This is a genomic window from Aquibacillus kalidii (assembly GCF_014280935.1).
In the GTDB taxonomy this organism is placed as follows: Bacteria; Bacillota; Bacilli; order Bacillales; family Amphibacillaceae; genus Aquibacillus_D; species Aquibacillus_D kalidii.
The window spans coordinates 79,925-100,029 of the sequence record NZ_JACLZI010000011.1; the positions used below are offsets into that span (position 1 = coordinate 79,925).

The following is a 20,105-nucleotide window of genomic DNA, read 5'->3' on the forward strand; positions in this document are numbered from 1 at the left end:
TTACACCCCTTGTTTCACTTTACTGCTATATTCTATTAAATAGTTTAATTTGGCAAGTGCTGCACCTGAATCAATACTTTCTTTCGCTAGGTGGACACCCTCTTGTACTGTCGCTGCTTTTCCATTTGCGAAAATTCCAAGCCCGGCGTTTAACAGTACTGTATCTCGATGTGCACCTTTCTCACCTTTTAACACGTTGCGGAGAATAGCAGCATTTTCTTTGGAGTCTCCACCTTTAATCGCTTCATTATCATAAACTGGCAACCCTACTTCTTCAGGATGTAGGGTAAACTGCATTAGTTCGCCTTTTTCAATTAAGACAAGATGATTTTCTCCAGCAAGTGATGCTTCATCCATATGACCTGCACCGTTCAATATAATGGCACGCTTTCTTCCTAATTTGTGTAAAACACTAGCCATTTGATCTAACATATCTCGTCTGTATATTCCGAGTAACTGTGTAGTTAGCGCAACAGGGTTTGTCAATGGACCAATCAGATTAAAGATAGTCGGAACACCTAAATCTCTTCGTACCTTCATCACTCGTTTCAATGCTGGATGAACATTCGGAGCAAATAAGAAAGAGATTCCGTTCTCTTTCAGAACTTCATGGGTTTGCTCTGGATTAAGGGTAAGAGACACACCTAGATTTTCTAATACATCTGCACTACCTGTTTTACTTGATATACTACGATTCCCGTGCTTCGCCACAGTAATACCAGTCCCCGCAATCACGAAAGCAGATGTTGTACTAATATTAAAGCTTTGCGAGCCGTCACCACCTGTCCCGCAATTGTCCATCACACCAGTTAGCTCTTTCGGCAGTGTTAATGACTTTTCACGAATAACATTAACTAACCCAGTGATTTCATCTGCTGTTTCTCCCTTAAGTTTTAAACCAGTTAAAAAGGCACCTATTTCCGTATCAGTAGTTTCTTCCGAGAACATTTGTCTCGTCGCAACTTCCATCTCCTCTAAGCTTAATGATTGGTTGCTAGTAATTTTATTTAGAAATTGTCTCATAGTACTTTCTCCTTTCTTATTGCTTTAAAGAAGTTGTCTAAAATCCGTTTTCCCTTACTCGTTCCAATTGATTCAGGGTGAAATTGTAATCCATAGACAGGTAAATAACTATGTTTGATCGCCATAATTTCATTATCATCCATTGACGTTGCTGTCACGATTAACTCAGATGGTACATGGTCTTTGCTTATAATTAACGAGTGATATCGCATGATTTCTAGTGGTTGTTCAAGATAACTAAATATCTCATCATTTTGATGTCGAATCATGGAAGTCTTTCCGTGTTTTACTTGTTTGGCATGTGTAACTTTGCCACCATATGCAGCACCAATAGCTTGGTGTCCTAAACAGATTCCTAAGATCGGGAATTCACTTGCCAATTGTTTTACAACAGCCATACAAATTCCTGCATCCTCTGGTGAACCAGGTCCAGGAGATAAAATAATTGCTTCCGGTTTTAATAAACGAATCTCCTCTATCGTAATTTTGTCATTACGAACAACTTTTACCTCTTTACCTAATTCAGAAACATATTGATATAAGTTATACGTAAACGAATCATAGTTATCTATTAACAAGATCATGTTTATTTACCTCCAATAATGATTTCGCTTTGTTTAACGTTTCTTGGTATTCTGATGCAGGATTGGAGTCATATACAACACCCGCTCCTGCTTGAACATAGGCGTTCTTTCCTTTAATAACCATCGTTCGTATAGCTAGAGCCAAATCAACATCCCCGTCCATGTTGATATAGCCAACTGCCCCTGCATAGACTCCACGTTTTTTATTTTCTAAATCATTTATAATTTGCATGGCTCTTATTTTCGGTGCTCCAGACACTGTACCGGCTGGTAAAGTGGATACTAATGCATCAATACCGCTATAAGCGGGTGTTAACGTTCCCTGCACTTCTGAGACAATGTGCATAACATGTTGATAACGTTCAATATTCATATATTTTGGTATAGATATACTTCCAATTTCACATACACGGCCCAAGTCATTTCTACTTAAATCAACAAGCATCTTATGCTCGGCAAGTTCTTTTTCATCAGACAATAACTCTTCAGCAAATGTTTTATCCTCTTCTACTGTCTTACCGCGTGGCCTTGTGCCTGCAATCGGATTAGTTACCACTTGTTTTCCGTTGGTTTTTATTAAGCTTTCTGGCGATGCCCCTAGTACTATATAGCCTTCAAAGTCGATAAAATACATATATGGTGATGGGTTTGCAATACGTAATTTACGATAAAAAGTAAATGGATCTGCGTCGAAGCTCGCTTTCATCCGTTGTGATAATACAACTTGAAAAATATCACCATTGACGATATGTTCTTTTGCTTTGTCAACCATTCCCATAAATGTCCGCTTATCAATGGAAGGTTCAAAACTTACATCGATTGGCGACTCTGGCTTAGATGATTCTGGTGTACCAATTTGCTTCTCAATCTCTCTAATATTCTCTTCCAGATCTAGTTCCGTTCTCTCGCCATCCAAATTAATCGTAATAACTGTAACGGTTTGCTTCACATGATCAAATACCACGACGTCTTGGTAGAACATCAAGTGAATATCAGGCATTTCAATTTCATCATCTAGCTCAGCTCCAATATATTCATACTGGCGGATAGTATCATAACTAATGTAACCGATCGCCCCTCCATAAAATGCAAAAGGAAGTGGTAGCTCCTGATTTGGAATGTGACGCTTCACTACGTCAAGCGGCTTACCTTCTTCAACCTTTGTAGTGCCGTCTTTAAGGTCCTTAACGATCGTTTGCTCTTTATCTCCAATGATTTCTTTATAAGGGTTCATTCCGATGAAGGAAAATCTCCCTTTCTCTCCATGGTTAGCTGAGCTTTCAAGTAAAAATTTCTTCTTCCCTTGTATTCTCTTAAATACTGAAATAGGGGTAAATGTATCTCCGTTTAATTGGCTACTTTTATAGGATATAGGACTCATCTTAGTAACTCCTTTATGTTTTATTTTTGGCTATAAAAAAGTCCCCTATGAAAACAGTTTTTCTGTTTCATAGGGGACGGTATCGACCGCGGTGCCACCACTATTTGAAGGATCAAAAGTATCCTTCCGCTCTCACCCTTAACGTGGGATTCCCGGTTTTCCGTACTCTTTTTCAGGAAAACTCTCGTAAGTCCATTCAGTCTACCTAGCCTACCGGGTTCCACCTGTTCCGGCTCTCTATAAAGCAGTTCAGTAGCTTACTACTCTTACTCAGCGATTTATCATGTGAATTATTAATTTTGGGTAATAAAAAAAAGCCCCTACATCCTTAAAAAGGACGAGGAAACCCGTGGTACCACCTTTATTAGCTTAAAAATAAGCTCACTTTACACATCCTTTTACAGATGCTGTCTCTTTTAACGTTGAGACCATTCGCCAAAGCCTACTGATCAGAAGATGTTCGGTTTGGGGCTCAGAAGTCCATTCCCTTATCTACCACACTGGTTCACACCAACCACCAGCTCTCTTTTGTGCTAAAATAAGTTACTACTCTTCTTCAACGCCATCACGTTTTATATTGATTATAATCTTAATATGGCTCGATGTATTTGTCAATGCATTGTTCAAATTTTCTAACTTTTACCTGATTTATCTTATAACTCTTGTTATTTCCCTTGGACAATTAAAAGATAGCAGCTAAAGCCTAACATAAGCTATTTTGTCAAAATGTGTGGAGCGCTTTAACTTATATGGAAAAATCCATTTCACTTTGCGTTTGGATAGATTTATCCCTGTAATGTCAGCTTCAAGCGTAAACCAAAAGGCTTGCCAGATAAATTTTGAGCAATAATTAAAGTCAATATTATCTAAATTAGGATGAAATACATATTTCCTAACGTTTATTATTTGCTTACTTACCCACTCTGCAGCTTCTACCGCTCCTTTTTTAGGTCGAAAAACGACCATTTTCCCACCAAATTTATGGCGAGATAAATAGCCTGCAATAGAATCTGCAAATGCACCCCGTGGATGAGAATGGTAAATCCGTAAATCCGGACCTACCATTCCAACATGACCAACTAAAAAGGTTGACCACCCTTTAGAAGAGTATAGAACATCACCAGGTTTAAGCATGATAGTTGTATTTGGAAAATAGATATTATCTGTTGTCATCTCCTAAATCCTTTGCTTCTACTTGTTTTCTTTTTAACTGCCCTTTAATGCCCTTCTCAATCATCTTCAAATATTGGCTATCTTTTGGTGCAGCAAATGTAATGGCAATCCCTTGTCCGCCAGCACGACCCGTTCTTCCGATTCGGTGAATGTAGCTTTCCACGTCTTCCGGGATATCGTAATTGATAACATGCGTTACCCCTTCCACATCAAGCCCACGAGCTGCAACATCTGTTGCCACTAAGTATTGTATTTTCATTTCGCGAAATCGCTTCATAACCTTTTCCCGTTTTGCTTGAGATAAATCACCATGCAATTCATCTGATAAATAACCAAATCCTTGGAGGGCAGCATTTAACTTCATCGCTCTTCGTTTTGTACGGCAAAATATAATGGCTAAAAAAGGACGGAATTGATCGAGCACAGTCATTAGCTTAGCCTGTTTTTCGCGATCTGTTGTTTCAATTACCATCTGTGTAATTTCATCTAATGTAATTCTACTACCTTCTACCTTAATATTTTCTGCGTTCTTTGTATATTGTTTAACGAGCTTCCTAACTTCTGTAGGCATCGTTGCTGAAAACAACATCGTCTGCCTTTCCTCTTGTAACTGCTCCATAACGGACTCTACTTCAGGCAGAAATCCCATATGAAGCATCTGGTCTGCTTCATCAAGAACAAACATGGAAACTGAGGAAAGATCGATTGTTTCTCTTCTAATATGATCAAGTAATCTTCCTGGTGTTGCGACAACAATGTGGACACTATTTTTTAATTTATTTAACTGCGCCTGAATATCTTGTCCACCATACACAGCTAGCGTATTAATCCCCTCAACCTCTTTTGCTAGTTTATTTAGCTCAGACGATATTTGTAAGGCTAATTCACGTGTTGGGGAAAGAACTAACGCTTGTACTTCTTTCTGTTCAGGGTTGATCATTTCTAAAATCGGTAACAGAAAGGCTAAGGTTTTTCCAGTCCCTGTCTGCGCTTGACCAACTACATCTTTCTTTTTTAATAAAACAGGTATCGCTTTTTCTTGAATTGGAGTTGGTTCCTGAATTCCATTATTTTTTAAAATATTACTAAGATGTTCACTAACTCCTAAGTTTGTAAACTGTTTCAATGCAATCACTTCTTTCCACCTTAGACTTTATAAGCCTATTGTTTCCAACTGAGTTAAATTCATAATTACTATTACCAGGCTTCTTAAAGATAGAACCTATATTTTCACAACTATAGAAGCCTACTTACTTGAGAAGGTGATAAGCAAATTATGTCATCGATCATATGTAGACATTTAAAATTCAGATATCTCTTCTTCTATTTTTTCTCCTAAATGACGTCCAGGTTGGTCTAGATAACATACCACACGATCACCTTTTTTTAAATCAATAACTGATTTTGCCTCTCCATCTGCACCTAATAGATGAACACTATTCGATTCTTGGAGGCAAGCAGAAATCTCTACTTCATTCACCTTACATACTATCCGTAGGAACTTACGTTTTTCGATCTTAACCCTACCAATCGATACTTTCCGTACTTCCCCATCCTTAAGAACAGGTATCGCTTGTCCCGGACGAATCTCAGCTAAATAAGTTGTTTTGTTTTCACCAATGTTTAAATATTGATGAATCGCACCACAATTTATTCGAAAAGGTCTAGCTGGATATGTTTCAGTTATACGGTTCTCTGATAGTACCTGAAGATAGCCATAACCCGTATTTCCTACTAGTACACCTTCTGTTGGATCAAGTTGATCAATTAAATCGACACAAACTCTAGAACCATATCCAATTGATTCAACAGCTAATACTTCTGCTTCCTGTGCCTGTTGCTCCATTTTGGCATCCTCCTTTATTAAAACTATCGCAGTTAGAGCTTTTTTTCTTTGTAGTAGAGATAAAATGCGTTGCAATTGTGCGGGTAATTTCTTCTTCCTCAAAATACCGCAACGATTGAAGCAGATTAGTGCGGGTAATTTCTTCTTCCTCAAAATACCGCAACGATTGAGATGGATAGACGCATTTTATAGAAATTCCGTCATAATAATTAGATAAACAAAGATTGATTTTAGGTAATAATTGCTATATCAAAGTTAGTGATTATCATATACAATAATTAATAGATTTACAAACAGGAGGCAAGGATTATGAGGAAATGGTTAGTAGCATTGTTTCTTCTATTAATAACAACGTTTGGTGTAGTAGGATACGTAAATGCGTCAGACACAAACGGCGTTGATTCTATTGAAGTTGAAGAGTAATTATTTATAAACGAGAAATATAACCTAAACCAATAATTAAATTAAAAAAATCGAGGGTATGATTCCTCGATTTTTTCTATGTTTCTAATTTGGAGTTAGTCTAAAATTTTTACTTCTACCTCTCTAACTCCCCATTCATACGCAATATCTTTTGTAGGGACATGTATATCGATTCGGTTCCCTTTGATTGCTCCACCAGTATCTCCAGCAATAGCTTGTCCATACCCTTCTACATGAACCTTCGTTCCGAGTGGGATAACATCAGGATCAACAGCGATAACTTTTTTATCTCGGTCCTCGTTTAAATTAATTCCTGTCGCCGTTATACCAGAGCACCCAGTACATTCAGCTGTGTAAGCAGTAGCGACCATTGTTAAGGTCCTTTGAGATTCACTAGCAGATGGTGCACTACTAACAGGCTCAGATCTTTCTTTTGTTGAGGGGGTTGAAGTTGATGCTGCTTTAACTTCAGTTGATTGTGTATTACTAGTTTTAATGATTAGCTCTTGTCCTATTATAATTAAATCGGTTGTAAGTGAATTCCAATCTTTGAGTTCCTTTACACTTACTTCGTGCTCAACGCCAATTTCGCTTAGCGTATCTCCTTTTTCTACTATATAGTTCTCCTCTTTATCTATTTGCAAGATTTGCTCTGGATAAATAAGATCTGAAGTTAACTCGTTCTTTTCCTGTAAATCCGTTACTGTCGTCTCATACTCTTGGGCGATTTCCCAAAGGCTATCCCCTCTTACCACTTGGTACTCTTCTGCAGATGTTGGTACCGCGGCCATTCCTGTTAGAAACAGACCAAAAGCCAACGATACAACTACTTTTTTCATCTGTGTTTCCCTCCTTTATTTTTGACAGGCAATATCCTAACATATTAGTAAGCTCGTTGCGGTTACAATCTATTTAAGTATTTGTTACACACAGCTAACTTACTTTTGCTAGACTGTCATATTTGTCATTGTGGGAAAGAAACGCTAGATTTATACCTATTTTTTTAACTTTATTTAAAATAGTAGGGAAGGACTAGAATGCTAGTTGATAGATTTGTAAAATAATGGTTTTTTATATTGAAGTTGTTACTTTTAAAAGTTAAAAATGTAATATTCGATTAATCTGCAGACTAGGGTGAAGTGGAGCTATATCAAATAAGATTCATAGCCTTCAACTAATTCCTAATCATAACCCTGAATAACTATATTTGAGATAAAACCTGTCATAAGTGAATTTCTTATGATGCGAAAATAGAAAAACAGGTCTTTTCGCGACGTAAAGGAATCTTTAAGTAAGCGAATTTGGTTAAACTGATCTCTTTCGCAAAGTAGGAGTAACTCTTACATTGCGAAAACGGATAAGCTGACCTTTTTTACGACGTAAGAGCACCTCTTACAAAGCGAATTCAGAAAAGCTGATCTTTTTCACGACGTTAGAGCACCTCTTACAAAGCGAATTCAGAGAAACTAAACTTTTTCACGACGTCAAAGAGCACATCATCTAACAATAATAAATAGAGCATTCTCAAACGAGAATGCTCTTTAGAGTAGTCTGTTGGCCTAATCAGAAACTGGTCTCATGATCCGTAGGCTTTGTTTGTTTATTAATAAGGATCTGCTTCGTGCCCCTTATTAGCAGCACCTTCTGCTGCTTCATTCGCAGCTAGGGAGCCTTGGCCGTATCTTGATTCGCCTGACTTACGACCAGGAACTTTACCTAGTTCCATGTCTTTCATTTCCTTCATTTCTTTCATTTTCATTTCGATGCCTTCCTTCACACGGCGACCATAGTCCTTATCTGCTTGTGTAAAGTGTTCAATCATAGCATCTTGAATTTTTTTATCACATATAGAGAGTGCATCGGATAGGTTATTAATTAATTCATCCCGCTCCCAATCTTCAAAGCTTCTGTAGGTGTCGCCAGCTTGACCGTAGTTATTCGGTCGATCAATTGGAGCACTCATTGCAGCAGCGTTATACGTTGGTTGGTGTGGCGTACGCCCTTCTGTACTAGCTTCTTTAAAGCCACCTAGCATCGATGGTTCATAGTTAATATGCGGATTTTCACCAGATTCTTTAGGATCACGAACATCCATTTGTCCACGTTCTTGATTGGAACGAACAGGTGCTTTTGGCGCGTTAACAGGTACTTTTAAATAGTTTGCTCCTACGCGGTAACGTTGCGTATCGGAGTATGAGAAGGTACGGCCTTGTAACATCTTATCATCTGAAAAATCCATTCCATCAACAAGAACCCCGGTACCAAAGGCAGCTTGCTCAATCTCAGCATGGAAATCTACAGGGTTTCGATCCAGTACCATTTTACCTACAGGTAACCATGGAAACTTATCCTCTGGCCATAGTTTTGTATCATCAAGAGGATCAAAGTCTAACTCTTCATGGTACCCATCCTCCATAATTTGAACAAAAAGCTCCCATTCTGGATATTCTCCTCGTTCAATGGACTCATATAGATCCTGTGTGGCATGACTTACATTCTTTGCTTGAATTTGGCTAGCCTCTTCTTGTGTTAAATTTCGAATTCCTTGCTTTGGTTCCCAGTGGTATTTCACCAATACAGCCTTACCTTCTGCATTCACCCATTTATAAGTATTTACACCAGAACCTTGCATATGACGGTATGTAGCTGGAATACCCCATGGAGAAAAAAGGAATGTGATCATATGTGTTGCCTCAGGTGTACGGGAAACAAAATCAAACATCCGCTCTGGGTTTGGAACGTTTGAAGCTGGATCTGCTTTAAAAGCGTGAATCATATCAGGAAACTTCATTGCATCACGGATAAAGAAGATTTTTAGATTATTCCCTACTAGATCCCAGTTTCCATCCTCTGTGTACATCTTCACTGCAAAGCCACGAGGGTCACGGTCTGTTTCTGGAGCATCCTTTGCACCTGCTACCGTAGAGAAACGAACCATTAGTGGAGTCTTTTTCCCTGCACCAGAAAATACTTTTGCACGCGTGTATTTCTCTACTGGTTCATTGCCCACTTTTCCGTAAGTTTCAAAATACCCAAATGCTCCTGAACCACGTGCGTGTACCACACGCTCGGGTACTTCTTCCCGATCAAAATGGGAAATCTTTTCAATAAAATGATAGTTCTCAAGTGTTGCCGGACCACGATCACCAATTGTACGGATGTTTTGGTTATCCGTCACAGGATGGCCCTGGCGCGTTGTCAGCGTTTCACGGCTATCATCTTGTCCGTTAGTAACATTTTTATTTTTGTTATCAGCCAAAAGATTACCTCCTTAAAATAAGTTACTTTCAATTTTTTCACTATTTTAATCGATTTATACATTTAAGTTGGTTAAATCTATTGGAGAATCTATCTAAGATTCAAGTAACTGAGATTACTAAATGTACACTATATTAAGAAAGATAACCTAATATTTACATGAACTTTACTATCTATTAACACTAGCTTTTCATTCTAGTGATATAGTTAAAGTTGTTCCAAGTTGAGCAATGCATGAAAGATTGCTTTTCTCACAAATGATAGCCCCTTTTTTTTGTGTCTACTTTATTTAAGGTAGACTCTTTTTTTCGCTAAAAAAACTAGACTCTCCTCGCCTGAGTCTAGTTTCATTTTGTATAAATTGTTTTAGTTTAGCTCCGTTACTTTTTCATTTGCTCCTGCCCTCGGCCTTTCCTTTGGTACTTTTTGTGGATAGCCCATCTGTAGCATTCCAACGACCTTTTCTCCTGGTCTCGCTCCGATGACCTCTCTAAATTCCGGATTAAAGGTTATCGCACCTGTTTTCCAAATCATTCCAATCCCTTGTTCCCACGCAAGTAAACTTAAATTCTGGATAATACAACTTGTTGCCGCATAATCTTCTTCTCTTAGCTTCTGGTTTGGATTCTCTTCCATAAGCACCATAAGATGCACTGGGACATCATTAATCTTTTTATACGCCTTTTCTCCATTGGCTCGTTTTTCTTCTAAACTATTACCTTTCTCACCTAGTTGTCTATTGATTTCTGCAATTTTCTTTTTGGATTCACCCTGAACAATAACAAACCTCCAAGGCTGTGTCATTTTATGATTTGGGACCCAAATTGCTGTATCTATTAATTCTTTTAATAATTCCACTGAAACAGGACGGTCTTCAAAAAGTTGAACGGATCTTCTCTCTTTGATTAATTGGGATAAATTCATTTTCTTCGCTCCTCATCTTAATTGATAATGATTATCATTTAAATTAATCATACCAATCTTTCTGCTACTGTCAAGGAAAGGAAATAGATAGTAAGACAATCTCCTCATAAATCATTCCCTTAATTACTATGCATGTTTTAAAAATAATATGAAATACCTATTGTAACCTCTCACACTAACATGTAATATGATAACAAAATAAATACTAAATGAAATTCTCTTATCTAGAGAGGTCGAGGGACTGGCCCGATGACACCTCAGCAACCGTCTATAAAAAGACAAGGTGCTAATTCCAGCAAGTAGTATATCTGCTTGAAAGATGAGGAAAATCCTTATATATAAAGGGTCTTCATCTTTACGATGAAGACCTTTTTTGTTTGCTTTGAAAGAGGTGATTTTTATTAGCAAATAAACGAAAAATGAAAACACGAAAAAGAATGGGGATGGTAATATTTTTTAAACTAAGATGATTTCAACCTTAATCCCACCAAGAATATTAACCCACCAACGTTGCCACTTCGCTGTACATACACCACAAGACAATTAGCAAGTTATTCAGATCAAATAATTAGTTAAGAGAAAATTTTCAAAATGAACGAAGGAGGAGAAACAGTTTGCCAAATTACATTAGTTCGAATCTAGGATACCCTAGAATAGGTGAAAGCAGAGAATGGAAGCAAGCACTAGAACAGTATTGGAATCAAACAATTTCTAAGGAGGATCTATTAAAACAAACGGAGTCCATTAGATTAAACAACCTAGAAAAGCAAAAGAAGCATGGTATTGAGTTAATTCCGATCGGAGATTTTTCATTATACGATCACGTTCTTGATACATCAGCAATGTTCGGCGTAGTCCCAAAAAGGTTTGCTTACAAAGGTGGCAAGGTGGATTTGGATACTTATTTTGCCATTGCAAGAGGAACAAAAGATGCGGTTGCTTCTGAAATCACAAAGTGGTTTAACACTAATTATCATTATATTGTCCCTGAATTACAGGGTGTAAAACCTGTATTAACCTCAAACCGTCCATTGGAACTTTATAAAGAGGCGAAGGAGAAATTAGGCATTGATGGAAAGCCAGTAATCTTGGGACCTATCACGTATCTAAAGTTGGCAAAAGGATATGAAGATAAGGACTTTGGTAAGCTTTTACAATCGTTCCTTCCACTTTACATCCAAGTTTTGCAGGAATTAGAAAAGGAAGGTGCGTCATGGATTCAAATTGATGAACCTATCTTTGGCACAAACTTATCAGAGGAAATCCTTGATTTTGCTGATCAAGCCTATCAAGAGATTAGTGAATCTGTTTCAACTCTAAATATTCTATTGCAAACCTATTTTGGACGTTTACCAGAGTATGAACGCGTAGTGAATTTGCCTGTAGATGGGATTGGCCTTGACTTTGTCCACGGGGATGCGATTTCTTTAATCAAGACTCATGGTTTTCCAAGTAACAAAGTGCTTGCAGCTGGCGTCATTAATGGCCGTAATATTTGGCGTGCTGATTTAGATCAGTGCTTGCAGCTGTTGAAAAGCATTGATCAACTGGTTGCTGTTAACACCATTATCATTCAGCCATCCACATCTTTACTGCATGTTCCTGTAACGAAAAAACCAGAAACAGAATTAGATCCTGTAATTAAGGCAGGACTATCTTTTGCTGACGAAAAGTTAGAGGAAATTACAACTATAACCAAAGGACTTCAGGATGGGATAGAAACGATTAGAGAAGATATAAATGCTAGTACACAATCATTGCATCATTTAAATCAATCCAAATATCGAACCAATAGACAAGTGCAAGACCGTGTTAATACACTAACTGCAGACGATGCCGATCGGTCCCTACCATTCGAAGCAAGAATTGAATTCCAAAAAGAACGTTTACAACTGCCATTGCTTCCTACCACAACTATAGGGAGCCTACCACAAACATCGTTACTTAAGCAGATACGTAAAAGTTATCGTAAAGGCGAAATTTCAGCCCATGAGTATGAAAATTATATTCAAGAATCGATTGAGAAATGGATTAAAATCCAAGAAGAGCTTGAACTAGATGTACTCGTACACGGTGAATTTGAACGGACCGACATGGTCGAATACTTTGGGGAAAAGTTAAATGGATTTACTGTTACACAATACGGATGGGTGCAATCGTATGGCTCAAGATGTGTGAAGCCCCCATTAATTGTTGGAGATGTTTCCTTTAATCAGCCCATGACGGTAAAAGAAACTTTATATGCGCAATCTCTTACCAAGAAAACTGTTAAAGGAATGTTAACAGGGCCGACTACCATTCTTAATTGGTCGTTTGTTCCTGATAATGTTACAAGGAGCACTGTCTTAAACCAAATCGCTTTGGCGTTAAAACATGAAATAGAGGCATTAGAGTTGAGCGGTATTAAAATTATCCAGGTCGATGAGCCGGCATTAAGGGAAGGGTTACCGTTGGATCGCAATCAATGGAAGGAATACCTAGATTCCGCAATCTATGCCTTTAGACTTACAAACTCGTCTGCCTTAGCCGATACACAAATTCACACCCATATGTGCTATTCGAACTTCCACGATATTTTCGAGGCAATTGATCAACTTGATGCAGATGTTATATCCATTGAAACTTCTAGAAGCCATGGTCAATTACTAAACACGTTTAAAGACAATACCTACGATAAAGAAATTGGTCTCGGTGTATATGATATTCATAGTCCAAGAATTCCAAGTATCCACGAACTTAAGGAAAATATAGAAAGTGCATTAAACATTATTTCTGCAAATCAATTTTGGATAAACCCTGACTGTGGTTTAAAAACAAGAAAAGAAGAGGAAACAATAGCTGCTCTTAGAGTGATGGTAGAAGCAGCTAAGGAAATTAGGGAAAAGTTACTTTTACACAAATAAGATTAACCATAATACTTCCATCAGGGGTTCTTCTCTTACCTGATGGAAGTGTTATTTTTTAGAAAAAAATATTGCGGGGTAATTTAAAACTTGTTGATAAAATTAAAAATTTACATTTATTTGATTGAATATTTATTGGTTTTGTCTTAAAATATAGTTAGTAAATTAATTTAATTAAGTATATTAACGGTATCAAATAAGGAGGAAAAAATCGTGGAATTATCTATATTGATACAAGATTTTCAACACATTTTTCATACATCTGAACAACCTAGACTTTTCTTTGCACCAGGAAGAATTAATTTAATAGGAGAACATACAGACTATAACGGTGGTCACGTTTTCCCGGCGGCAATCTCTTACGGAACGTATGCATTAGCAGTAAAACGTAATGACCAAAAAGTGCGCTTCTATTCCAAGAACTTATCTGATGTTGGAATAATCGAATGTGATTTAGCCGACTTAAACTACCAAACGGAACATGACTGGGCCAATTACCCTAAAGGTATGGTTAACCACTTTGAAAAAGAAGGATATTCTTTCCCGGTAGGATTTGATGTACTGTTCTACGGCAACATTCCTAATGGTGCCGGGTTATCCTCATCAGCATCGATTGAACTAGTGACAGGGGTTATGTTGGAAGGCCTTTATGACTTATCTATTGATCGCATCCGGATGGTTCAACTAGGGCAAATGGTTGAAAATAATTATATTGGAGTCAATAGCGGAATTATGGATCAGTTTGCGATCGGAAAAGGTAAGCAAGATCACGCCCTTCTATTAGATTGCCAAACATTAGACTATAGCTACGCTCCCTTAAATTTACAATCTCATGTTATTATAATAATTAACACGAATAAACGACGTGAATTAGCTGGGTCAAAGTATAATGAAAGAAGAAGCGAATGTGAAAGTGCGTTAAAGGATTTACAGACAGAATTAGATATTACGAGTTTAGGAGATTTAGAGCCTGAACAATTCGAACAATTCAAGCAGCTTATCAAGGACCCTATAAAGCAAAAGCGTGCAAAACATGCTGTTTATGAAAATCATCGTACATTAGAAGCATTGGAAAGTTTAAAACAAGGAAATTTAAAACATTTTGGTGAACTAATGAATCAATCTCACTTATCACTTCAACACGATTATGAAGTAACTGGGCTAGAGCTAGACACAATTGTAGAGGCAGCTTGGGATCAAGAAGGGGTACTTGGAGCTAGAATGACAGGTGCCGGATTCGGCGGGTGCGCAATTGCCATTGTTGATCAAAATCATGTAGAGGATTTTAAAAAAGATGTAAATAACACCTACCGTAATAAAGTTGGCTATGACGCTACTTTCTACGTAGCCACTATAGGTGATGGAGCAAAAGAATTAAACTATAAAGGAGTGCTGTAAATGAGCGTTTTAGTTTTAGGAGGAGCAGGATATATCGGGTCGCATGCTGTCTACCAGTTAATTGATAATAATCAAGAAGTGGTTGTCATTGATAATTTGCAAACGGGTCATCGAGGTGCTGTTCATCCTGATGCAAGTTTTTATCAAGGGGATATCAAAGATATTAACTTTTTAAGAGAAGTTTTCGAACATGAAGAAATCGACTCTGTTATCCACTTTGCTGCCAATTCACTAGTAGGTGAATCTATGATCGATCCAATTAAATACTTTGATAATAACGTCTACGGTACTCAAGTATTGTTACAAGCAATGAAAGAATTCGGTATTAAAAATATCGTATTTTCGTCAACTGCAGCAACTTACGGTGAGCCACAGGCTGTACCTATAACCGAGGATATGCCGACACTTCCTACAAATACGTATGGAGAAACAAAATTAACGATGGAGAAAATGATGAAGTGGTGCGAAAAAGCTTATGGCATAAATTATGTATCGTTACGCTATTTTAATGTTGCTGGGGCTAGAGAAACTGGAGAAGTTGGCGAAGACCATCATCCTGAAACACACTTAATTCCGATTGTTCTTCAAGTTGCTTTAGGTCAGAGAGAACACATTACGATCTTCGGGGAAGACTATAACACAGAAGATGGAACCTGTATTCGAGATTACATCCATGTAGAGGACTTAATAAGTGCACACCTACTTGCTCTCTCCTACTTAAAAGATGGTGGGGAAAGCAACGTGTTTAATTTAGGAAGTAGCCAAGGTTTCTCTGTCAAACAAATCATTGATACAGCAAGAGCAGTAACAGGAAAAGAGATTCCTGCTAAAGTTGGTGAACGCCGCGCAGGTGATCCGAGTACACTCATCGCATCATCTGATAAAGCTAAAAATATCTTAGGATGGAACCCGACTAAAACTTCCATTAATAAAATCATAGAAGATGCATGGAATTGGCATCAAGCACATCCAGAAGGGTACGGAGAGGACGTGTAAGTGACTATGGAAATCTATTCATATATTTCACAAATAGTGGATAAGGGAATTCAAGCAGAACTCATTGAAGACAATGATTCTATTTATGTTCGTAATCAGGTATTAGGTTTACTAAGTTTAAACACTTACGATGATAAACCAGTAGCCCCTACTGAGAAAACGATGCCTGATTTACTAGAGTTACTAGTAGACTATGCTGTTCAAAACTGTGTCATTGAAAATGCAATGGATGCAAAGGATATCCTTTCTTCCAAAATTATGAATTGCTTTATCTCCAAACCATCTGAAATAAACCGGGAATTTTATAGAAGATACAAAGCATCACCGGAAGATGCTACCGATTACTTTTATGAATTAAGTAAAAATAGTAATTATATTCAAATGAAACAAATCAAAAAAAATATTCACTACAAAACAGAAACACCATTTGGTCCTTTAGATATAACGATTAACTTATCTAAACCCGAAAAAGACCCTGAACAAATTAAACGAGAGCGCGAAATGAAACAAACGATTAATTACCCGAAATGCCTTCTTTGTTTAGAGAACGAAGGCTACATTGGCCGTGTAGGACACCCAGCACGCTCAAATCACAGGGTAATTGAGGTACCGCTGGAAGGAGAAAAGTGGTTTTTACAATATTCGCCTTATGTTTATTATAATGAACACAGTATTCTCTTTGCAGAAGAACACCGCGATATGAAAGTAGATCGAGGTTCATTTGAACGACTAACTGCATTCACAGATCAATTTCCACATTATTTTATTGGATCCAATGCAGATTTACCTATCGTTGGAGGAAGTATCCTAAGCCACGATCACTATCAAGGTGGTAGATATGAATTTGCGATGGCTAAAGCAGATAATGCCTTTGAGTTTAGTCTAAACAACTTCTTAGATGTGGATGCCTCTATTGTAAAATGGCCAATGTCTGTGATTCGTTTAAATAGCAAAAACCGACAATCTATTATAGATGCTGCTACGTTTATTTTAGATAATTGGAAAAACTATAGTGATAAGAGCGTGGATATTATTGCATATTCTGACGAAACACCACATAATACGATCACACCTATAGCAAGAATACGTGACGGAAAATATGAAATGGATTTAGTACTAAGAAATAACCGGACTACTGATCAACACCCACTCGGTATCTTTCACCCGCATGAAGATGTTCACCATATAAAGAAAGAGAATATTGGTCTAATAGAAGTAATGGGGCTTGCCGTATTGCCTCCAAGGCTAAAAACAGAATTGGATGATATCGCCGCTTATTTACTTGATGGTAAAACAAAAGTGGCAGATTACCACCAAGAATGGGTAAATCAAATAAAATCAGACTATAAAGACTCGCTTCATCCTGAAAATATTGATAAAATAGTGAAGGATGAACTTGGGAAAAAGTTCACAAAAGTTCTTGAAGATGCAGGTGTTTTCAAATTAGATGATCAAGGTCGTCACGCTTTTAAAGCTTTCATTGACTCTATTAATGAATAAAAAACTGTGCTAGCATCTTGAAACGAGGTGCTAGCATAGTAATCAGCATCTTCCCATGCAACAAAGAGACACTCTCGTGTACTAACCTATCACCCAAGTAACTAAAAGGAGGCACTTTTTATGCAGATTAAAACAGAAATAGCACGCATTAAAGATCAAGATTGCAAACTTTACACTTTAATTAATGATAATGGTATGGAAGTAAGTTGTTTAAATTACGGGGGTATTATTACAAAAATACTAGCACCCGATCGAAATAACAATTTTGAAAACGTTGTCCTAGGTTTTAAAGACTATGAAGACTACACATCTAATCCCGCCTTTTTTGGCGCATTAATTGGTAGGATTGCCGGAAGAATCCAAGAATCCAGTTTTGAAATAGATGGAAAAAGCTATACAGTACCAGAGAATGACGGCCCTAATCATTTGCATGGTGGCACCCCTGGTTTTCATAAAGCAATATGGGAAGCGGAACCATTTGAAGGTAGTGATGAAGTAGGTGTAATACTTACTCATACTAGTCCTGATGGAGAAAATGGTTATCCTGGTAATTTGAAAATGAACGTTACATATACATTAAATAATAACAACGAATTTTCCATTACCTACGAGGGAACTTCTGATCAAAAAACAGCACTAACTGTCACAAATCATTCCTATTTCAATCTAAGTGGGAATTTAAAATCAGACATTCTTGACCATAACGTTACACTTAATGCAAATAAATTTGTCGAGTTGGACAGCGCACTCATTCCTACAGGTAATATTCTACCAGTTGAAGGAACCGTTTTTGATTTCCAAAGTGGGCGCAAAATAAAGGATGGCGTTAATTCAGATTATGTTCAAAATTTAAACGCTTCTAATGGCTATGATCATTATTTCTTATTCGATAATCAGCAAGAAAACAATGTTGTCGTTGTTGATGAGCATAGTGGACGTACACTAAAAGTGAAAACAGACCAACCAGGAATGGTTATGTACACTTCTAACAATCTACCTGAACAATTACAACTTCAGGAAGGACCTTCTAAGCGTTATCTTGGAGTATGTTTAGAGACACAAGCATCTCCTGCATCTCTACACCATCAAGGATTTCCATCTGTCTTATTGGATAAAGATGAAAAATATTATACTAAAACAACTTTTGCTTTCGGTGTTAAATAAGGCTAGAACAAAAGCACAGAGCGCGGGCTAACAGAACAGATAAAGAATCACGGTGAACGACGTGATTTTGTAAATTCGACTGTAGTCAGTATGTATAGTACGTAGGTAGTGGCAGTTTCACTAGTATGGTTGCATGATTGGATAAGGTAGGTCTTGCATACCATCCACTCTCAGCATATTTCATAATTTTATAGACAACAAAATCACTCTGGCTAATCAAACCAGGGTGATTTTTTTATTTATTAGATTTCTTCATTTGACACATCAAATAGTTCTACTAATAATAAGGCAACTGCGCCTTTTGCAGTAGCGTGTTCACCCAATTTTGACTCAACAACTACCGTCCCCTTCGTTTCAGATGTTAACGCAGATACAGCAATCGTCTGTTTTAATGGGTCAAGAATAAAGTTACCAGCCTTCGAGACACCACCACCGATAATGATCTTGCTAGGGTTAAATACATGAATAAGGTTAGTAAGTCCGACTCCTAAAAATCGACCCGTATCATGTAATACCTTAATTGCCAACTCATCACCTTGAAGTGCAGCCCGATGGACAAGTTCACCAGATAAAGGAAAATCACTATCAATTAAACTACCAATCATACTTTCCGTTCCTTTTGCTAGTTCCGACTTAACTTTATCGATAATCGCAGGGCCAGAAGCAACGGTCTGAAGGCATCCATTATTTCCACATTGACACTTTTCCCCGTTTATATCGATCGTCATATGCCCAATTTCACCGGCAATATTATTTTCACCGCGGTATAGCTTTCCATTAATAATTATCCCTGCTCCAATACCTCTTCCAATATTGACAGCAATCATACTACTCACATCACTATCCAAACCAAACCATAATTCTGCTAATGCAAGAGACCTAGCGTCATTTTCAACTTTTATAGTGAAATTGAATTCTTTCTCAAGTTCTTCTTTTATCGGAATATCTCTTAGATTTAAGATAGGTGCAAATAAAGAAGTACCTGTATCGACATCCACGACACCATGCATAGCAACACCAATACCGATTATTTTTTCTTCTATAGTGCTGTGTTTATTTAATATTTCAGTAATTCCTTGTTTTAAATCGCTTAGAAATTTTTCTTTTGTAATGCCCAACTCAATCTCTGTGATAACATGTGTGACAATATTACCAGCTAAATCAGATAGTATAAATTCCAAATCACTTGGGCCTGCATCAATACCAATGATATAAAATTCCTCATTATTAATAACTAGCATAGTTGGCTTTCGTCCACCTTGCGAAGTGCCTTGTTCGCTTTCCTTCACTATCCCCTGTTCTATTAATTCTTTTACGATACTTCCTACAGTTGGTGGTGTTAACTTAATATCTTTGGCAAGCTGCGCACGTGAAATAGGACCATTTTTTCGAATTTCATTTAGAATAATGGATTTATTTAAAGATTTCATCCATTGAAAGCTACCTCTTTGCATAAAACTTACTCCTTCTTAAGATGGATATTTTAATCCATTATAACACAGTAGTAAATTAACTTAATTTACAAACGAATA

Annotated in this window: 15 protein-coding genes, 1 riboswitch and 2 other annotated features; of the genes, 5 read left to right on the forward strand and 10 right to left on the reverse strand. The window is 37.3% G+C overall.

Annotation, left to right across the window (positions count from 1 at the left end):
• The 9 genes from trpD to H7K77_RS01600 all read right to left on the reverse strand — a co-directional run bounded on the left by trpD (position 1) and on the right by H7K77_RS01600 (position 10,612).
• Positions 1-1,023: an anthranilate phosphoribosyltransferase gene (trpD, locus tag H7K77_RS01560; protein WP_186575957.1), complete on the reverse strand. Its 1,023-nt coding sequence runs from the start codon at positions 1,021-1,023 to the stop codon at positions 1-3.
• The gene (locus H7K77_RS01565; protein WP_186575958.1) at positions 1,020-1,607 is read right to left on the reverse strand and encodes an anthranilate synthase component II; all 588 of its coding nucleotides are present in this window, start codon (positions 1,605-1,607) and stop codon (positions 1,020-1,022) included. Before H7K77_RS01565 ends, trpD begins: the two co-directional genes overlap by 4 nt.
• Positions 1,588-2,988: an anthranilate synthase component I gene (trpE, locus tag H7K77_RS01570; protein ID WP_186575959.1), complete on the reverse strand. Its 1,401-nt coding sequence runs from the start codon at positions 2,986-2,988 to the stop codon at positions 1,588-1,590. The genes H7K77_RS01565 and trpE overlap by 20 nt, the downstream gene beginning before the upstream one ends.
• A gap of 69 nt (positions 2,989-3,057) precedes the next feature.
• Positions 3,058-3,271, reverse strand: a binding site (T-box leader).
• Between the two features lie 47 nt (positions 3,272-3,318).
• Positions 3,319-3,557: a binding site (T-box leader), on the reverse strand.
• A gap of 127 nt (positions 3,558-3,684) precedes the next feature.
• Complete coding sequence (locus H7K77_RS01575; protein ID WP_186575960.1) at positions 3,685-4,161, reverse strand: hypothetical protein; 477 nt, start codon at positions 4,159-4,161, stop codon at positions 3,685-3,687.
• Complete coding sequence (locus H7K77_RS01580) at positions 4,148-5,287, reverse strand: DEAD/DEAH box helicase (RefSeq protein WP_186575995.1); 1,140 nt, start codon at positions 5,285-5,287, stop codon at positions 4,148-4,150. Before H7K77_RS01580 ends, H7K77_RS01575 begins: the two co-directional genes overlap by 14 nt.
• Before the next feature lie 174 nt (positions 5,288-5,461).
• A complete protein-coding gene (locus H7K77_RS01585) occupies positions 5,462-6,160 on the reverse strand; it encodes a 3-dehydroquinate synthase II (RefSeq protein ID WP_328700994.1) in 699 nt (232 codons plus the stop codon).
• A gap of 365 nt (positions 6,161-6,525) precedes the next feature.
• Entirely contained in the window at positions 6,526-7,269 is a 744-nt protein-coding gene (locus H7K77_RS01590) for a LysM peptidoglycan-binding and 3D domain-containing protein (RefSeq protein WP_186575962.1), read from the reverse strand.
• Positions 7,270-8,033: 764 nt separating this feature from the next.
• Positions 8,034-9,689, reverse strand: a complete 1,656-nt coding sequence (locus H7K77_RS01595) for a catalase (protein WP_186575963.1) — start codon at positions 9,687-9,689, stop codon at positions 8,034-8,036.
• Between the two features lie 365 nt (positions 9,690-10,054).
• A complete protein-coding gene (locus H7K77_RS01600) occupies positions 10,055-10,612 on the reverse strand; it encodes a nitroreductase family protein (protein WP_186575964.1) in 558 nt (185 codons plus the stop codon).
• 217 nt (positions 10,613-10,829) lie between these two features.
• A riboswitch (SAM riboswitch) is annotated at positions 10,830-10,938 on the forward strand.
• Between the two features lie 288 nt (positions 10,939-11,226).
• On the opposite strand from H7K77_RS01600, the gene metE reads away from it, so the two are divergent.
• From metE to H7K77_RS01625, 5 genes are all read left to right on the forward strand, one after another.
• On the forward strand, positions 11,227-13,515 hold the full coding sequence (gene metE, locus H7K77_RS01605; RefSeq protein ID WP_186575965.1) for a 5-methyltetrahydropteroyltriglutamate--homocysteine S-methyltransferase: 2,289 nt from the start codon (positions 11,227-11,229) through the stop codon (positions 13,513-13,515).
• A 213-nt stretch (positions 13,516-13,728) separates the two neighbouring features.
• The gene (locus H7K77_RS01610; protein WP_186575966.1) at positions 13,729-14,913 is read left to right on the forward strand and encodes a galactokinase; all 1,185 of its coding nucleotides are present in this window, start codon (positions 13,729-13,731) and stop codon (positions 14,911-14,913) included.
• On the forward strand, positions 14,914-15,909 hold the full coding sequence (galE, locus tag H7K77_RS01615) for a UDP-glucose 4-epimerase GalE (RefSeq protein WP_186575967.1): 996 nt from the start codon (positions 14,914-14,916) through the stop codon (positions 15,907-15,909).
• Positions 15,910-15,915: 6 nt separating this feature from the next.
• On the forward strand, positions 15,916-17,409 hold the full coding sequence (gene galT, locus H7K77_RS01620) for a UDP-glucose--hexose-1-phosphate uridylyltransferase (protein ID WP_186575996.1): 1,494 nt from the start codon (positions 15,916-15,918) through the stop codon (positions 17,407-17,409).
• Between the two features lie 120 nt (positions 17,410-17,529).
• Complete coding sequence (locus H7K77_RS01625) at positions 17,530-18,573, forward strand: aldose epimerase family protein (RefSeq protein WP_186575968.1); 1,044 nt, start codon at positions 17,530-17,532, stop codon at positions 18,571-18,573.
• Positions 18,574-18,815: 242 nt separating this feature from the next.
• Here the strand turns inward: H7K77_RS01625 and H7K77_RS01630 are convergent, their stop codons facing one another.
• A complete protein-coding gene (locus tag H7K77_RS01630) occupies positions 18,816-20,027 on the reverse strand; it encodes an ROK family transcriptional regulator (RefSeq protein ID WP_186575969.1) in 1,212 nt (403 codons plus the stop codon).
• Positions 20,028-20,105: the final 78 nt, after the last annotated feature.

What these genes read in the sequence shown, in the direction of transcription:
- H7K77_RS01625 (WP_186575968.1), top strand. Translation starts at nt 17,530, where the DNA reads ATGCAGATTAAAACAGAAATAGCACGCATTAAAGATCAAGATTGCAAA.
- H7K77_RS01600 (WP_186575964.1), bottom strand. Translation starts at nt 10,612, where the DNA reads ATGAATTTATCCCAATTAATCAAAGAGAGAAGATCCGTTCAACTTTTT.
- H7K77_RS01630 (WP_186575969.1), bottom strand. Translation starts at nt 20,027, where the DNA reads ATGCAAAGAGGTAGCTTTCAATGGATGAAATCTTTAAATAAATCCATT.
- H7K77_RS01565 (WP_186575958.1), bottom strand. Translation starts at nt 1,607, where the DNA reads ATGATCTTGTTAATAGATAACTATGATTCGTTTACGTATAACTTATAT.
- H7K77_RS01575 (WP_186575960.1), bottom strand. Translation starts at nt 4,161, where the DNA reads ATGACAACAGATAATATCTATTTTCCAAATACAACTATCATGCTTAAA.
- H7K77_RS01590 (WP_186575962.1), bottom strand. Translation starts at nt 7,269, where the DNA reads ATGAAAAAAGTAGTTGTATCGTTGGCTTTTGGTCTGTTTCTAACAGGA.
- trpE (WP_186575959.1), bottom strand. Translation starts at nt 2,988, where the DNA reads ATGAGTCCTATATCCTATAAAAGTAGCCAATTAAACGGAGATACATTT.
- trpD (WP_186575957.1), bottom strand. Translation starts at nt 1,023, where the DNA reads ATGAGACAATTTCTAAATAAAATTACTAGCAACCAATCATTAAGCTTA.
- galE (WP_186575967.1), top strand. Translation starts at nt 14,914, where the DNA reads ATGAGCGTTTTAGTTTTAGGAGGAGCAGGATATATCGGGTCGCATGCT.
- galT (WP_186575996.1), top strand. Translation starts at nt 15,916, where the DNA reads ATGGAAATCTATTCATATATTTCACAAATAGTGGATAAGGGAATTCAA.